This window comes from Variovorax sp. P2_H12 (assembly GCF_056403395.1).
This window is the reverse complement of sequence record NZ_JBFUFO010000005.1, coordinates 55,106-71,063: the sequence shown is the minus strand read 5'-3', so window position 1 is coordinate 71,063 and position 15,958 is coordinate 55,106. Positions and strand designations below refer to the sequence as shown.

General features: G+C 69.7%; 16 protein-coding genes. 9 read left to right on the top strand and 7 right to left on the bottom strand.

The window, feature by feature from the left end:
- The first annotated feature begins 46 nt into the window (after positions 1-46).
- The 6 genes from AC1DYK_RS04805 to AC1DYK_RS04780 all read left to right on the top strand — a co-directional run bounded on the left by AC1DYK_RS04805 (position 47) and on the right by AC1DYK_RS04780 (position 5,163).
- A complete protein-coding gene (locus tag AC1DYK_RS04805) occupies positions 47-394 on the top strand; it encodes a type II toxin-antitoxin system prevent-host-death family antitoxin (RefSeq protein WP_478165217.1) in 348 nt (115 codons plus the stop codon).
- Complete coding sequence (locus AC1DYK_RS04800) at positions 394-1,047, top strand: ATPase (RefSeq protein WP_478165216.1); 654 nt, start codon at positions 394-396, stop codon at positions 1,045-1,047. The genes AC1DYK_RS04805 and AC1DYK_RS04800 overlap by 1 nt, the downstream gene beginning before the upstream one ends.
- Positions 1,048-1,188: 141 nt before the next feature.
- Positions 1,189-2,997 carry an FAD-binding oxidoreductase gene (locus AC1DYK_RS04795; protein ID WP_478165215.1) on the top strand — a complete coding sequence of 603 codons (1,809 nt, stop codon included), beginning with the start codon at positions 1,189-1,191 and terminating at the stop codon, positions 2,995-2,997.
- A gap of 2 nt (positions 2,998-2,999) precedes the next feature.
- Complete coding sequence (locus AC1DYK_RS04790) at positions 3,000-4,424, top strand: cytochrome P450 (RefSeq protein ID WP_478165214.1); 1,425 nt, start codon at positions 3,000-3,002, stop codon at positions 4,422-4,424.
- 106 nt (positions 4,425-4,530) lie between these two features.
- Entirely contained in the window at positions 4,531-4,914 is a 384-nt protein-coding gene (locus AC1DYK_RS04785) for a hypothetical protein (protein WP_478165213.1), read from the top strand.
- A 12-nt stretch (positions 4,915-4,926) separates the two neighbouring features.
- Complete coding sequence (locus AC1DYK_RS04780) at positions 4,927-5,163, top strand: hypothetical protein (protein WP_478165212.1); 237 nt, start codon at positions 4,927-4,929, stop codon at positions 5,161-5,163.
- A 13-nt stretch (positions 5,164-5,176) separates the two neighbouring features.
- On the opposite strand, the gene AC1DYK_RS04775 is transcribed toward AC1DYK_RS04780, so the two are convergent.
- Positions 5,177-5,953, bottom strand: coding sequence for an META domain-containing protein (locus AC1DYK_RS04775; RefSeq protein WP_478165211.1), 777 nt, complete (start codon positions 5,951-5,953; stop codon positions 5,177-5,179).
- 124 nt (positions 5,954-6,077) lie between these two features.
- Between AC1DYK_RS04775 and AC1DYK_RS04770 the strand changes: the two genes are divergently transcribed.
- A complete protein-coding gene (locus AC1DYK_RS04770) occupies positions 6,078-7,403 on the top strand; it encodes an NAD(P)/FAD-dependent oxidoreductase (protein WP_478165210.1) in 1,326 nt (441 codons plus the stop codon).
- Between the two features lie 24 nt (positions 7,404-7,427).
- Here AC1DYK_RS04770 and AC1DYK_RS04765 read toward each other — a convergent pair whose 3' ends face one another.
- Together AC1DYK_RS04765 and AC1DYK_RS04760 are read right to left on the bottom strand one after the other, a co-directional pair.
- A complete protein-coding gene (locus AC1DYK_RS04765; protein ID WP_478165209.1) occupies positions 7,428-7,637 on the bottom strand; it encodes a hypothetical protein in 210 nt (69 codons plus the stop codon).
- Positions 7,638-8,097: 460 nt separating this feature from the next.
- Entirely contained in the window at positions 8,098-8,598 is a 501-nt protein-coding gene (locus tag AC1DYK_RS04760) for an H-NS family nucleoid-associated regulatory protein (protein ID WP_478165208.1), read from the bottom strand.
- A 200-nt stretch (positions 8,599-8,798) separates the two neighbouring features.
- Between AC1DYK_RS04760 and AC1DYK_RS04755 the strand changes: the two genes are divergently transcribed.
- Positions 8,799-9,299, top strand: coding sequence for an SET domain-containing protein (locus AC1DYK_RS04755; protein ID WP_478165207.1), 501 nt, complete (start codon positions 8,799-8,801; stop codon positions 9,297-9,299).
- On the opposite strand, the gene AC1DYK_RS04750 is transcribed toward AC1DYK_RS04755, so the two are convergent.
- A complete protein-coding gene (locus AC1DYK_RS04750) occupies positions 9,296-9,910 on the bottom strand; it encodes an ABC transporter ATP-binding protein (protein WP_478165314.1) in 615 nt (204 codons plus the stop codon). The two genes, AC1DYK_RS04755 and AC1DYK_RS04750, sit on opposite strands and share 4 nt — an antisense overlap.
- A 26-nt stretch (positions 9,911-9,936) precedes the next feature.
- A complete protein-coding gene (locus AC1DYK_RS04745) occupies positions 9,937-11,061 on the bottom strand; it encodes a 3-deoxy-7-phosphoheptulonate synthase (protein WP_478165206.1) in 1,125 nt (374 codons plus the stop codon).
- A gap of 155 nt (positions 11,062-11,216) precedes the next feature.
- On the opposite strand from AC1DYK_RS04745, the gene AC1DYK_RS04740 reads away from it, so the two are divergent.
- A complete protein-coding gene (locus tag AC1DYK_RS04740) occupies positions 11,217-11,498 on the top strand; it encodes a hypothetical protein (protein ID WP_478085610.1) in 282 nt (93 codons plus the stop codon).
- A gap of 313 nt (positions 11,499-11,811) precedes the next feature.
- Here AC1DYK_RS04740 and AC1DYK_RS04735 read toward each other — a convergent pair whose 3' ends face one another.
- Both AC1DYK_RS04735 and nhaR read right to left on the bottom strand, forming a co-directional pair.
- Positions 11,812-15,009, bottom strand: coding sequence for a bifunctional cytochrome P450/NADPH--P450 reductase (locus AC1DYK_RS04735; RefSeq protein WP_478165205.1), 3,198 nt, complete (start codon positions 15,007-15,009; stop codon positions 11,812-11,814).
- A gap of 24 nt (positions 15,010-15,033) precedes the next feature.
- Positions 15,034-15,942, bottom strand: a complete 909-nt coding sequence (gene nhaR / locus AC1DYK_RS04730) for a transcriptional activator NhaR (RefSeq protein ID WP_478085613.1) — start codon at positions 15,940-15,942, stop codon at positions 15,034-15,036.
- Positions 15,943-15,958 lie beyond the last annotated feature (16 nt).

Genomic DNA, 15,958 nt, shown 5'->3' with positions numbered 1-15,958 from the left:
TCTGGCTATTCTTGCCATAATGGCAATTCCACAGCCGGAGCTTGCCATGATCACCGCCCTGCCCGCCCTCCACGACCTGCCGCGCCAGAACGCCTCCCAGGTGAAGAACAAGTGGGGCGACGTCGTGCGCCAGGTTCGCCAGAGCGGCAGCGTGGCCATCACGAACCATGCCGCGGTCGAGATGGTATTGCTCGACGCCGCCACCTACCAGCAGCTCACCGAGGATCTGCGGACCCTCAACGCCCACGAGCAGACGGTGCTGGAAGAACTGGCCGGCCGCTTCGACAGCCGCCTGGCCGTGCTGCAGCAGCCTGACGCCGCCCAGCGGGTCGGCGCCCTGTTCGAGGCCCGGGGCAAGCTGGCCCGGCGGCCGAAGGCCGGCGCTTCGTTCTGATGGCCGCGGCTGGCGCTGCGCGGCCCTTCATCTTCGTGCTGGCCGGCGTCAACGGCGCGGGCAAGAGCTCGGTCGGCGGCGCCCTGCTCGCCGAGCACGGCCTGGCCTGGTACAACCCCGACAGCTATGCGCGCGAACTGGTCGCGCAGCTCGGCCTTGACGTCGAGGACGCCAACGGCCGCGCCTGGGAATACGGCCGCGTCCAGCTCGCCGCCGCGCTTGCCCAGCGACGCAACCACGCCTTCGAGACCACCCTGGGCGCCAGCACCATTCCCGAACTGCTCGCCAAGGCCTCGCGCACCCACGATGTCGTGATGATCTTCTGCGGCCTCGCCTCGGCCGAGATGCATCTGCGGCGGGTCCATGCGCGGGTGGCGAGCGGCGGCCACGACATTCCCGTCGCCAAGGTCCGCGAACGCTGGATCAGCTCGCGCATGAACCTGATCCGGCTGTTGCCGCTGCTGGCGCGCCTGCAGGTGTTCGACAACAGCGCCGAGGCGGCGCCGGGCGAGGAGATTCCCGACCCGGTGCTGCTGCTCGAGATGATCGGCGGCCGGCTGGTCTTCCCCGCAGCCGACGATGCCGCGGCGCTGGAGGCCACGCCCGATTGGGCGCGGCCGATCGTGCAGGCCGCGATCGAACAGCAGGCCTGACGCGCAGGTCCCCCCAGCGGTCGGCCTGCCGGCGCCGTCTCGAGCGCGAAAAGGAGACTTCGCCGCGCGGGTTCGGCATACTGCAGCCGGCTCCTCGAACGCAGTCTCCGGCGAAAGGGTCCTGTGCATAGAAGACGTCTCTTGCAGCTGGCCTCCGCGGCTGCGATCGGCTGCCGCAACCTGCTGTGGATGCTTGCGCCGATGCGCGCCTCGGCGGGGCCCGCGGCGGGCTCCCGCGTGCGCCCCGGGGATCCGGACTGGCCCGCCGAGGCGCGCTGGAAGCAGTTCGGCGAACAGCTGGGCGGCGATGCGCTGGTCAAGGTGCCCTCGCCGTTCTCGCCTTGCCTCGATGCACCCGCCGGACCCGCCTGCACGCAGTTCTTCAAGGCGGCCGGGAACCCCTACTTCCTCGGCGACGAGATCGGCCTCACCCAGACCCTGGGCTGGGTCGATGCCTGGACCTCGAGCCCCAGCGTCTACGCGGTGTCGGCACGCAGCACCGGAGACGTGGCGGCCGCGGTCGACTTCGCGCGCGAGAACCGCTTGCGCCTGGTCGTCAAGGGCGGCGGCCACAGCTACCAGGGCACCTCCAATGCACCCGATTCCCTGCTGGTCTGGACGCGCAGGATGAACGAGATCAAGCTGCACGATGCGTTCGTCGCCAGGGGCTGTGCGGGGCGGATGGCGCCGACGCGCGCGGTCTCGGTCGGCGCCGGGGCGGTCTGGGCCCACGTCTACGACGCGGTCAGCACCCGGGGCGGAGGCTACGTGCAAGGGGGCGGATGCATGACGGTCGGCGTCGCCGGGCTGGTGCAGAGCGGCGGCTTCGGCAGCTTCTCCAAGGCCTTCGGGCTGGCCTCGGGCAGCCTGCTCGAGGCCGAGGTGGTGACGGCCGACGGCCAGGTACGGATCGCCAATGCCTGCAGCGAGCCGGAGCTGTTCTGGGGCCTCAAGGGCGGCGGCGGAGGCAGCCTGGGCGTGGTCACCCGCCTCACGCTGCGGGTGCATGCGCTGCCGGAATCCTTCGGTGCGGTCAACATGGCGATCAAGGCGTCCTCCGCGCCCGCCTTCCGCCGCCTGATCGGCCTGATCGTCGACTTCTACGCGCGAAGCCTGCACAACCCGCACTGGGGCGAACAGATCCGCCTGCGGCCAGACAACACGCTGCGCATCGCGATGGTGTTCCAGGGCCTCAGCCGAAGCCAGGCGCAGGAGGTCTGGGCGCCTTTCCTGGACGCGGTCGAGGCGGCGCCCGACGAGTTCAAGATCGAGTTCTCACCGCTCAAGATCGTGTCCACCTCGGCCCGCGACTTCTGGGCGCCGACCCTGGTCAAGCGCGTGCTCGGCTTCATCAGCACCGACGACCGGCCCGGCGCGCCGGAAGGCAACGTGTTCTGGCCCGGCGACCAGGGCCAGGCCGGCCAGATGCTGCACGGCTACCAGTCGGCCTGGCTGCCCGCGGCCCTGCTGCAAGCGGGCCGCCGCCAGGCCCTGGTCGATGCGCTGTTCGCCGCCAGCCGGCACTGGGGCGTGTCGATGCACGTCAACAAGGGGCTCGCCGGTGCGCCTGCCGAGGCCATCGCCGCGGCCCGGGACACCGCGATGAACCCGGCCGTGCTGGACGCCTTCGCGCTCGTGATCTGCGGCGCCAACGGCCCGCCGGCCTTTCCCGGGGTTGCCGGGCACGAGCCCGATGCCGGGCTGGCGCGGCGCCAGGCAACCGCGATCGGACGCGCGGTGTACGAGCTGCGACGGCTGATCCCGCGGCCGGGCTCCTACCTGTCGGAGAGCAACTACTTCGAGCCCGACTGGCAGCAGTCTTTCTGGGGCGCCAACTATCCCCGGCTGCTCGCGGCCAAGGAACGCTACGATCCGGAGGGCCTGTTCTTCGTCCACCACGGCGTCGGCAGCGAGCGCTGGAGCGGCGACGGCTTCACCCGGATCGCATGAGCATGGAAACCACCGCCTTGCGCCGCATCGACGACCTGCCGGGCCCGCGCGGCGCCCCGCTGATCGGCAACCTGCTGCAGATCGAGGCGCCGCGCATGCACCAGCAGCTGGAACAGTGGTGCCGCGAATTCGGCCCCTTCTTCAAGCTGCAACTGGGTCGGCGCCGGCTGCTCATCGTCGGCGACCACGCGGCCGTGGCCGCCATCCTGCGCGACCGGCCCGAAGGCTTCAAGCGCACCAACCGCCTCGCCGCCGTGGCCCGCGAGATGGGCCTCAGGCCCGGCCTTTTCGGCGCCGAAGGCGAGGACTGGCGGCGGCAGCGGCGCATGGTCATGGCGAGCTTCGACCCAGCCCATGTCCGGAGCTATTTCCCATCGCTGCAGACGGTCGCCGAGCGTCTCGGCCGCCGCTGGCTGGCCGCCACGCGGCGCGGCGACGCGATCGATCTCCAGGCCGACCTGATGCGCTACACGGTCGACACCATCGCCGGGCTCGCATTCGGCGCCGAGGTCAACACGCTGGAGTCCGATGGCGACGTGATCCAGCAGCATCTCGACAAGATCTTCCCGGCCCTGGTCAAGCGCATGCTGGCGCCGCTGCCGACCTGGCGGCTGATGCCGACTCAGGCCGACCGCGAACTGAAGCGCGGCGTGCAGGCGGTCAACGAAGCGGTGGCGCGGTTCATCGCCCAAGCGCGCAGCCGCCTGGACACCGACCCCGAACTGCGCGCGCATCCGCGCAACCTGCTCGAGGCGATGCTCGCGGCGGCCGACCAGCCCGGCAGCGGCATCACCGACCTGCAGGTGGCCGGCAACGTGTTCACGATGCTGCTGGCCGGCGAGGACACGACCGCCAACACCATCGCCTGGATGATCGACCTGCTGTGGCGACATCCGGCGGCCCTGCAGCGCGCGGCCGACGAGGTGCACCGCGTGGTCGGCGACTCGGCGCTGCCGACTTTCGAGCAGTTGGCGCAACTGGACTACGTCGAGGCCTGCGCGCACGAGACCATGCGGCTCAAGCCGGTGGCGCCGATCCTCGCGCTGCAGGCCGAGCGCGACACACAGGTCGGCGACGTGCAGGTGCCGAGCGGGACGGTGCTCATCAACCTGATGCGCCGCGACAGCGTGAGCGACAGCCACCTGCCGCGCGCCGCGGCCTTCGAGCCCGAGCGCTGGCTGGCCGATGGCCCGGCCGGCGCCATGGCCGCCAGCGCGAAGCGCACCTCGATGCCCTTCGGGGCCGGCCCGCGCATGTGCCCGGGACGCTACCTCGCGCTGCTCGAAATGAAGATGGCGATGGCGCAGCTGCTGAACCGCTTCGACATCGCCGGCGTCGACACGCCCGACGGCGAGCCGGCGCGCGAGCAACTCGCCTTCACGATGACCCCGATCGGTCTTCGCATGCGGCTGCGCGTGCGCGTCTGAGCGCATCGCGCCCGCGGGCCCGTCTTCGATGTGTTTGACATACGCCGCAAGCCACGCTCAATATCCACGGCGACTCGATGCAAACGACTTATCGATGGAGAAGGCGATGACAATGAAACTGCAGATGCGCACCGCCGTGATCGCGGCGTGCATGACGTTGGCGATGGCCGCGATCCCGGCCCGGGCCGCCGAGCTTCCGCTGGTCACGGGCGAGCAATGGACCACCTCGAACGAGGCCGTGAAGAAGGCGTACCTCATCGGCATCGCCAACCTGGTCCAGGTCCAGACCGCCTACTTCGCGGAGAACCCGCCGACGGACGCCCAGAACTTCGTGCCACGCATGGCCAAGGGTATGCAGGGCCAGACACTGGATTCCGTTCGCGAAGGCCTCGACCGCTGGTACGCGGCCAATCCGGCCAAGCTGAAGCGGCCGGTGCTGGATACCTTGTGGTTCGAGATGGTCCTGCCCGGCCTGCAAAAGAACAAGTGAGGGAGATCGAACATGAAACGACTGGAATGGGTGTTGATCGTTGCGGCCATGACGCTCACGGCGAGCTGCACGGACATGACCCCGCGGCAGCAGGGAACGATGAGCGGCGCCGCCATGGGTGCCGCGGGCGGGGCTGGCATCGCGGCGATATCCGGCGGCGACGCCTGGACGGGAGCGGCGATCGGCGGCATCGCTGGCGGTGTCGCCGGCAACATCAGGGGCGGCAGACAGCAGCAGTTCGGATGGTGAGCGGGCGACGAACCTAGTCGACCTCGCGGCTGCCGGTCAGCGTGCGCGCGCCGTCGGCGCGGTGCATGTCGAGCAAAGCGCCGCTGAAGGCCCAGCTCGTGGTCGACTTCAGGGCCGCGATGAACTCCCTCTCCTGCTGCATCACGCCCTCCGCGGGGCAGGCCCTGCGGGTGGCGGCCACCGGCCCCACGGCGATGCGGTCGCCGTCGGTGGTGTAGCTGGCGCGGAACGTATTGCAGCCGCCGAAGCCCTTCACGATGCCGTCGCCGAACGACAGCGAGAGCGTGGTGCCGAGCAGCGGACTCACGACCGCCTGCCGCCCGTTGTTGAAGCCGGTGATGTTCGACCGCAGTCCGGCGAGCACCGGCGCCGGCTCGGCCTTGAAGGCGAGCGCGGCCTCGCCGCCATCGGACAGCAGGCTCAGACGATCTTCGGCGAGCACGGGACGAAATGCGCCCGACAGCGCCCGCTTCACGGCCGTCTCGACCGCCATCGACGCCTCATCGCAGGCCATCATGGACCCAGCCAGCGGGCCGATGACCAGCCGGTCTTGCTTGAAGGTGTAGGAGCCGAAATACCGGTTGCAGCCCGAGAAGCCGTCGACCCGGCCCCCCTTGAAGCGCGCCGTGACCGATCGCGGTCCGGCGGGGAGTGCCGCGGCGTCGAATCCCCGGACGTCGGTGAGGCGCCAGGTCGGCCCCTCGATCGCTGAGGCCGCACCCGCGGCGCCCACGGCACCCGCGACAACAACCCCTGCCGCCAGCCTCATCAGCATCGGTCCGGTCTTCATTCCACATGTCCTCTCACAGTTCGGGGCCGCCATCTTAGTCATTCGCGCCCCGGGATCTCCGCGCCTTGCCGAAGGCACAATGCGGGCCCCGTTCGGGTCAATCTGGAAAAGGAATATCGACGCCATGGAAGCAGCCCACGAATGCGATGTCCTGGTCATCGGCGGCGGACCGGCCGGCTCGACCATCGCCACGCTGCTCGCGCGCGAAGGGCGGCGCGTGGTGCTGCTGGAGAAGGAGCATCACCCGCGCTTCCACATCGGCGAGTCGCTGCTGCCGGGCAACGTCGAACTGTTCAGAAGGCTCGGGGTGCTCGATCAGGTCGAGAAGATCGGCATGCCCAAGTTCGGCATCGAGTTCGTTCCGCCGGACCTCGACTACCGCAGCTATGTGGATTTTTCCGAAGGCTGGGACCCCTCCAAGGATTCGGCCTGGCAGGTTCGACGCTCGGAACTGGACGAACTGCTGTTCCGCCACGCCGCCCGCGAGGGCGCGTTGACCATCGAGGGGGCGAAGGTACGGCAGGTGGACTTCGACGACGCGGGTGCGACAGTACACGCGGCGCTGGACGACGGCAGCGCTCGCCGCTGGCGTGTGCGCTTCGTGGTCGATGCCAGTGGCCGCGACACGCTGCTGGCGAGCAAGTTCGGGTCCAGGAAAAGGAATCCGGAGCACAACAGCACGGCGCTGTTCGGTCACTTCCGCAATGCGCGGCGGCTCGAGGGCCGGCGCGAGGGAAACATCAGCATCTGCTGGTTCGAGCATGGCTGGTTCTGGTTCATTCCGCTGGCCGACGGCAGCACCAGCGTCGGCGCGGTGTGCTGGGCCTACTATCTGAAGGCGCGCGACAAGCCGCTGAAGGAATACTTCCGCGACACCATCGCGCTGTGCCCCGAGCTGCACGACCGGCTGAAGGACGCGACGCTGATCGATGACGTGGTGCACGCGACAGGCAATTTCTCCTATTCGAGCACCCATGCCACCGGCGAGCGCTACCTGATGGTCGGCGACGCCTTCACCTTCATCGACCCGATGTTCTCGTCAGGCGTGTTCCTCGCGATGCAAAGCGCCTTCGACGGCGCCGACCTGGTGGCGACGGCCCTCGACCGGCCGGCCGAGTTGCCGGCCGCGCGCAAGGCATTGGAAAAGCGCATGCGTGTGGGCCCGCGAGACTATTCATGGTTCATCTACCGGGTCACGAATCCGACGATCCGCGACATGTTCATGCACCCCAACAATCTCTTCAAGGCCAAGCAGGGCCTGATGTCGCTGCTGGCCGCCGACATCCACCACGGAGCGGCGTACCGGCGCTCGCTCCGGATGTTCAAGGTGCTGTACTACTTCATTTCGGTCGTGAACCTGCGGCGCACCTATGCCGGCTGGAAGCGGCGGCGCCACAACATCCGCGACTGGGGTCAGCTCAAGGGCGAGACCATCCTGAAGGCCGATTGAAGGCGCGCCGCACGGCCGGATGATCTAGGGGCGCGGCTTCAGGATGGTGAAGTCCAGGAACGCCGTCGCTTCGAAGGACTCCTCGGGCGCTTCGGCCGGCTTGGCGAAGCCCATGAAATCGGTCGGCTCGAAACTGATGTCGCGCCGGACCGGCACCAAGGCCCGTGCATGGCGCTCCTTCGCGCTTTGGCGCAGCCGGGCCAGATCGGCCCGGACCTCCTCGAGCGAACGCATCGTCCGCGCGGGGGGTTGAGTTGCGGCCGGGACCTGGACTGGCACCTGGATCGCCGCGGGCTCGGGTCGCACCGCCTCCACGGCCACAGCCCGCATCGGCGCGGCGGCGGGCGTCGAGGGCTGGGGTGCGCTCGGGATCGGCCTCGGCGCCGCGACCCGGGACAACGGCGCCATGGACTGAGGCGGCAAGGACGCCACCGCACGCGGCATCGGGCGCCTCGGCCCGCCGACCAGGCGCCGAAGGCGACTGCGAATTCGATTCAGCGTTCCGAGGAAGAGAGATGCTTTCATGCGTGGAGAGCGAGGCTTGGCGCGATTGTCGAGGGGTCGCAATGAGGCCGAATGGACTACAGCCTTCGGTATCTCGCGAATTGCGTACAAATGCACGGAACCGTTCAATGCCAACGCCCTGATCGGCCGACCTCGCCTCCACCGCGGCCGGCAAGCCGGCGCGGGCCCGTCAACTGGCCGTCAGATCGCTCAGGGTCTTGCCTTGCGCCAGAGCTTCCTTGAGCCAACGAGGCTGCGGACCTCGACCGGTCCACGAATGGCCCGCGTCGTCGCGGTACAGCACGCTCGACGGACGCCGCTGCTGCCGAGCCGCATTCTTGGCGGGTCGCGACGCCTTCCGGGGCGCAGCGCCAACCCTGAAGTCGTCGAGCGATTTTCCGGCCGCCAGCGCTTCGCGCAGCCAACGCGGGCGAGGTCCGCGGCCCGACCAGCCGTTGCCGGCACCGTCGCTGTACTTGGCCGTCGCCGCGGCGGCCACCTTCCCGCGCGATACGGCGCCGGGTCGCGCGGTATCGGCGCTGAAGCCCAGGTGCCGTGCAGTCAGGCCATAGTGCGCAATCGCCACCTTGATGCGCTCGATCACACCGGCGACTTCTTTCTCGCGCAGCGAGTCAGCCTGACGCTGCAACAGGGCGATCTTCTTCTGGATTTGGGCGTATGTCGAAGTCATGGGAATCACCGCGTTGTTTGAAACAAGGCTATAGCTTAGTCGGAGTGCCGGGTCTTTTTCCTATCGCCAATGCGCCGCATGGGCACCAGGAGCGGCCTCCGCGGCCGATGTACGATGCGAGCCCGCCCGCCTGCGCGCCCGCGTGTGGCCACCTCCCCGGGCGCCTCGTTCGCCTCCCCGCATTCCGTTTCCTCCCTGCCATGACCGCCGCCAGAAGATCCGATTCCTCCACCCCCTGCCTGCGGGTGTCGCCCAGCGGCGTTCACGGCCTGGGCGCGTTCGCCACCCGGCCCTTGCCCGCCCACGCCCTGCTGGGCCTCTATGAAGGCCGCCGCTACACGGCCGAGCAGGTCGCCGGCCGGAAATGGGACGGTCAGCTGACCTATCTGTTCAAGCTCTCCAACGAGGAAATCATCGACGCCGGCAAGGGCGGCAACGCCACCCGCCACCTCAACCATTCCTGCGACCCGAACTGCGAGGCGGTCGAGGAGTACGACGCCGCCGGCCGCCTGGAGCTCAGGTTCCAGACGCTGGTGCCGGTCGAGGCCGGCGACGAGCTTTTCATCGACTACGGCCTCACGGCCGACGACGGCTCGGCACCGTCCGACTATCCCTGCCATTGCGGCGCAGCGAACTGCCGCGGCACGCTGCTGGATGTCGAGCCGAGGACCGAGCCGCAGCCCTCCCTTCTGGCGCGCTAGCGCAGCGGCAGCTCTAGGGTCGCGGCCAGGCCGGGCATCTCGGTGCGCTCGCCGCTGGCCACCACCACGGCCTGCAGCGAGCCCCGCGCCTTCTCGGCCAGGGCGCGCCAGAGGCAGCGAATCGACGCGGCGTCGAGTCCGCCGGTCGGTTCGTCGAGCAGGACCAGCGGCCGTCCGGAAGCCAGCGCGCAGGCCAGCCAGACCTTGCGCTTCGACCCGGTGGACAGCATGTACATCGACTTTTCCAGATGCGGCGCCAGCCCGAAGCCGTCGGCCAGCGACTGCCACGCGGCATCGTCGAAGCGCGCGTCGCCGAGGCGCAGCGCGGCCGTGCAGGCGCGCACGGTGAGCGGATCGAATGCGTCGGTGGCCGGATCGACGAAGAAGACGCCGCTCCCGTAGGCCCGCGCGTCTTCGTCGAGGCGGGCACCCGCCAGCGCCAACTCGCCGTCAGCGGCCAGAGCCCCGGCCATCACGCGCAGCAGGGTCGACTTGCCGCTGCCCGTGTCGCCATGCAGCAGCGTCACGCCCGGGCCGATGGCACCGGTCCAGCCGGAGGCCAGCGGCGACTGCCCCGGGTAGGCGAAGCGCAGATTCCGGACCTGGAGCACCGGGGACAAGGCAGCCCGCGCGCCCATCACGCCGTCGCCAGACGCCGCCGCGCCTTGACCGCGGAGGCCAGCCCCTCGAGCACCGGCACCGTCTGCGAAAAACCGATGCAGGCATCGGTGATCGAGACGCCGTGCCTGAGCGCCACCCCCGGCAACAGGTCCTGCCGCCCTTCCTCCAGGTGGCTCTCGATCATCACGCCGGTGATGCGCGCTTCGCCGGCCGCGATCTGCGCCGCCACCTCGGCCGCGACCACGATCTGGCGCTGGTGCTGCTTGCTGCTGTTGCCGTGCGAGACGTCGATCATCACCTGCGGCCTGAGGCCGTTGGCGGCCAGCGCGTCGCAGCTCGCCGCCACGTCCGCGGCCGAATAGTTGGGCGCCTTGCCGCCGCGCAGGATGACGTGGCAGTCGTCGTTGCCGCGGGTCTCGAAGATCGCCGCCATGCCCATCTTGGTCATGCCCATGAAGGCGTGCGGCGCACGGGCCGCGAGGATCGCGTCGGCCGCGACCTTGACGCTGCCGTCGGTGCCGTTCTTGAAGCCGACCGGGCAGCTCAGGCCCGAGGCCAGCTGCCGGTGGCTCTGGCTCTCGGTGGTGCGCGCGCCGATGGCGCCCCAGGCGATCAGGTCGGCGATGAACTGCGGGCTCAGCAGGTCGAGGAACTCGGTGCCGGTCGGCAGCCCCAGCGTGGTCAGCTCCAGCAGCAGGCGCCGTGCGCGCTCCAGCCCTTCGTTGATCGCGAAGCTGCCGTCGAGGTGCGGATCGTTGATGTAGCCCTTCCAGCCCACGGTGGTGCGCGGCTTCTCGAAGTAGGCGCGCATCACGATCAGCAGGTCGTCCTGCAGCCGGTCGGCGACCGACTTCAGGCGCTGCGCGTACTCGATCGCCTGGTCGTGGTCGTGGATCGAGCAGGGCCCGACCACCACCACCAGGCGGTCGTCGCGGCCGTGCAGCACGTCGGCGATCGCGGCGCGGCTGCTTTCCACCAGCGCCAGCGTGTTGTCGCGCACCGGCACGCGCTCCTGCAGCAGCGCGGGGGTCATGAGCGGTCGGACCGCGCCGATGCGCACGTCGTCGATCCGGGTGGTATCGAGCGTGCTGTCGCGGGAGCCGACCTCGGCATCGTGGAAGGGGTCGTCGAGAGGGGGCATGTTCGGGGCTTCAGGGTTCGAGCGAGAAAGTCCCCGATTGTCCTCCGGACGGCGGAGGGCCCCCGTCCGGCCGGGATCGGGGCAAATAGGACTCCCCGGCGTGATCTATTTCCTTGGCGCACCCGCGCGCCTTCGATTCAATGCCGGCTCAGCACATGAGTTTGAACTCGCAGCACATGAAGCCTGACCTGAGCCTCGTCATCGAAGAACCCATCGCCGGCCACTATTACTGGCTGATCGTCCGACCCGGCGGCTGGCTGCGGCTGGGCCCCTGCCAGGTGATCGATTCGGCCAGCGGCCCGCTGCCTTCCTACCAGGCCGCGCAGGCGGCAGGCAGCCAGGTGCTGGCCAGCTTCCAGCCCGTGGTCGAACGCCCGACGCCGAGCGGCTTCGGCGGCGCCTGGGACATCATGACGATCCCTGGCGCCCTGGTCTGAACCGACCTTCCACGTGCGCGGCATGCAGCGCATTGACCGTCTGCCTCCACGCCTGCACCGCGGCGCGCTGCTCGGCGTCGGCGTCCCGCTCCTCCTGAGGCACCCTGGCGCGCGTGTGCAAGTGACGCTCCTGCAGCGGCAGGCGGCGGGCCGGAAACGGCGGCACGGCGATGCCGGCTTTGCGAAGGATCTTTTCTTTCCGACTGAGAGTGAGCATGGGTCGACCGAGAAATCTGGGCCACAGTCTCGCGGCTCCGCCCGGTCGCCCGAATAGTGCATTTGCACTATTGCGCGACACGGCCCAGGCCGTCTCTCAAGCAAACACATCCGACACGTAGCGTCCGTGCTCGTGCTCCATGCGGTCGACCCAGGCCTCGGCCGCGGCATCGTCGCTGCCGGTCGCGCGCTGGTAGATGTGGATGAAGGTCTCGCGCACCGCCGGCGCCATGTGCCTGCCGTCGCCGCAGACATAGAACTGCGCGCCCTGGCGAAAGAACGCGCCGATGTCGGCCCGGTCCTGCCAGACGCGGTGTTGCACGAACATGACATCGCCCTCGGGCCGGGTCGAGAATGCAGCCCGCAGCTCGACCACGCCCGCCGCCTCCCAGGCCGCGAACTCCTCGCGGTACAGGTAGTCGACCTCCGGGTCGTCGATGCCGAAGAAGAGCAGCGCCGGGCCGACCTCGCGGCCGGCCGCCTTCTGCCAGGCGCGCTCCTGCAGGAAACCGCGAAAGGGCGCGACGCCGGTGCCGGCGCACACCATCACGATCGGGGTCTTCGGATCGGCCGGCGGACGGAAGCCGGATTGAGAGGGCCGCACCGCGACCGACACCCGGTCGCCGGCCTGCAGGCGCGCCAGGTAGGTCGAGGCCACGCCCTGGAATTCGCCCTGCCCCGACAACGCGGGCGCATCGACCACCGCGAAGGTCAGGCTGGCCTCGGCTTCATCGGCGAGCGGTGACGAGGAGATCGAGTACTGGCGCGCCCTGAGCGTGGGCAGCATGCCGAGAAAGCCCGCCAGTCCGATGCCGCAGGACGGCGTGCGCTCGAGCAGGTCGAGCACGCTGACGCGCCTGGCCAGCACTTCGTCGGCATAAGCCTGCTCGCCGGCCAAGCGTTCGAGCGCCTGGCGCTCGGGCGGGCACGGCGTCGCCTCGGCGAGCTGGCCGACCTGGGCGCGGGTCGCGGGCTGCGCCAGCTCGACATAGCCCGCCAGCACCTCGGCGGCGCCGATCGGGTAGTCGCCGGGCAGCGCGGAAGCGGTGCCGGCCTGCTTACGGATCACGATCTGCGTGTCGCCGGCGAGGCCGAAGCGCGCCAGCGCGCGCGCCACGCTGGCGTCCGGATTGCGCGGCAGCACCGCGAGGTAGTCGCCGCTGCGGTAGCGCATGCCGGCCGGCAGCGCGATCTGCAGATGGCGCTTGGAGCGCGCACCGGCGGCGCCCATGTTCACCAGCTCGCGGTTCTCGACCACGGTGCCGAGTTCGAGTTCGTTGAGTGCCAGCGCGCGCTCGCGGGCCGACTTGAGGACCTCCACATCGAAGCTCGGCGCCGACGGCTTGTCGGCCACCGTGCGCCCGAGCGCCACGCCCAGGTCGTCCCACAGCGCGCCGGACCACTCCTCGAAAGCGCCGAAGAAATCGCCGCCGGCATCGGCCTCGCCGCGCGGCCGCAGGCGCACGGCACCGGCCGCGGCGAGCGCGGCGTCGACCCGCTTGGGCACCGCCTGGTAGGTCCGCGCCCATTGCCGGTTGCCGCAGCCCAGCACCGCGAAGCGAACGCCGTCCAGCGTGCCCTGCGCGCAGCCCTCCAGCCATGACAGGAACTTCTTCGCGTTGTCGGGCGCCTGGCCCTCGTAGGAGGCCGTGATCACCACCACCGGCGTGCCGGCCTTCAATGCCCCTGCGTACTCGTCGAGCGTGGCGACCGTGGCGGCGTAACCCTGCCGCGGCGCCTCGGCCGCAATGCGGCGGGCGAACATCTCGCAGGAGCCGGTGTTGCTGCCGTACAGCACCCGCAGCGTCGGTGCGTCGGGCGCAAGCGCGACCTCGTCCACCGGCTCCTTCACCAGCCGCTGCGGCACCGACGCAATGGCGCTGCGCAGCGCGAAGCCATTGGCACCCCCCCGGCTGCGGGCGCGGATCTTCAGGCCGTGCGGCTTGATGGTCAGCGTCTCGGCGATCTCGAGCTGGTAGGACGGATCGTCCATCACGATGTCGAAACGCTGCAGCAGCATCGCGATCACAAGCTGCGCCTCCTGCATCGCGAACGGCCGGCCGATGCAGGCCCGGGCGCCGTTGCCGAAGGGCTTCCAGGCGTTGGGCGGCAGCTTCTCGGCCGTGTCGGGCTCGAAGCGCTCGGGGCGGAAGGCCTCGGCGTCCTCGCCCCACACGGCCGGGTCGCGATGCAGCGCCGGCTGCAGCACCAGCAGGGTGTCCCGGGTCGTGAGCGGATAGCGGCCCGCCAGCACCGTGTCGGCGACCGGCTTGACGCCGAAGGCCGGCGCGGTCGGCCACAGACGCAGCGACTCCATCAGGATCTGCTCGATGTAGCGCAGCTGCGCGAGATGCTCGACCCTCGGCATCTGCTCGCCGAGCACCTCGTCGACGATGGCGCGCGCCTTCAGCATCGCCTCGGGGTTCTTCAGCAGCAGGTAGCAGGCGAAGGACAGCAGGCCGCTGGTGGTCTCGTGGCCGGCGATCAGGAAGGTGACCATCTGGAAGCGGATGTTCTCGTCCGACAGCTTCTCGCCGCTCACCGGGTCGACCCCGTTGAGCATCACGTTGAGCAGGTCGTCCTTGCCCGCGCCCTGCGGGTCGCTGCGGCGCTCGGCGATCAGCTGCTCGGCCACGCGCGCCAGCATCTGCTGGTCGGCCTCGTAGCGGCGCCGGGTGCCGACCATCAGGCTGGACACCATCGCGGGCCGCCGGCCGCGCTGGCCGGCCTCCTCTAGCGCATCGACCATCGCCGCGACGAAGGGATGCATCTCGTTCTGGTAGAAGCTGTTGAAGCGGTAGTCGAAGGCGCACAGCGCGATGGTGTCGAGCGTCAGCCGCGTCATGTTGTCGGCCACGTCGATGACCGCCGACGGGCCGAAGCGCTCCCATTTGACGAACATCTGGTGCGCGATGTCGACCATGCGGTCGAACATCGAGCGCACGCCCAGCGGGCCGAAGGCCGGCATCAGGAGCCGGTGCGCCTTGGCCCAGTTGGGCTCGCTGTTGTAGGCGGTGAAGAGGCCGTCGCCGGCGAAGGCGCGGATCTCCTGCAGCGGGCCGTGCACGCGCTTGACGAAACGCGTTTCGTCGCACAGCTCGTTGACCAGCGCCTGCGAACTCACGACGTAGACGTCGCGGCCCAGCAGCGTGAGCTTGAAGATCGGCCCGTAGATGCCGGCCAGCCGCATCATGCTCTGGATCGGCGCTTTCGAATCGAGCTCGCCGAGATTGCCGACGATCGGCTTCAGCGGCGGCTGGGGAACCCGGGGCCGGTCGGCAGGATGTGCGTTCATGGGGGTCCTTGGAGAGACGGCCGATTATGCGGAGCTGCGGCCCCGATGGAAGCGCCCGCGCGCCGCCCTCGTGATGGCGACCACGCAGGGATGGGTGATGCGGCGCTCGACCGAGATCGCGAAGAACTCCTCGATCAGCTCGGCGGCGCGGCCGATCACCTCGACCCCGTACTGCGCGCAGGTCTCCTCCTCGAGCACCGTGGGCGTCATGAAGACGCCGCGGCCCTCGCCGCCGAAGGCCTTCAGCAGCGCGGCATCGTCGAACTCGCCGATCGGCCGCGGCCTGAGCCGGTGCTCCGCCAGCCACAGGTCGAGCCGCTGCCGCGCCGCCGAGGACGCGCCCTGGATCAGCATCGGCGCACGGTCGAGGCAGGCCGGGAACTCGCCCTGGAGCGTCTGCTTCAGCGCCGCGGTGGCGAAGAAGCTCATGGCGGTGGTGCCCAGCGTGTGGTTGAAGGCCTTGACGCCGATCTGGCGGCCCATCGGCTCGTCGGCGATCACGAGGTCGATGCGCTGCACCGAGAGCTGGCCGAGCAGGTCGCGGAAATTGCCCTCGTGGCAGATCAGCCGCACCGGCTCCGGAATGCCGAGCGCCGGTTCCAGCAGCCGGTAGGCGATCGACTTCGGCACGGCGTCGGCGATGCCGACCCGGAAGTCGAGCGCGCGGGCGCCCTCCCCGCGGCTGCCGAGCGCGGCCTCGAGTTCGGAGCCGAGCGCGAAGATCTGGTCGGCATAGCTCAACGCGGTGCGGCCCTCGGGCGTCAGCTCGAGCCCGCGGCCGCGCTTCTGGAACAGGCTGCAGCCCAGGCTTTCTTCGAGCAGCTTGATCTGGCCCGACAGCGTCTGCGGCGTGATGTGCAGCTGCTCGCTGGCGCGCACGATGCCGCCGGCCTTGGCTGCGGCCCAGAAGTAATGCAGGTGCTTGAAGTTCATTCTCAGCACACGATCC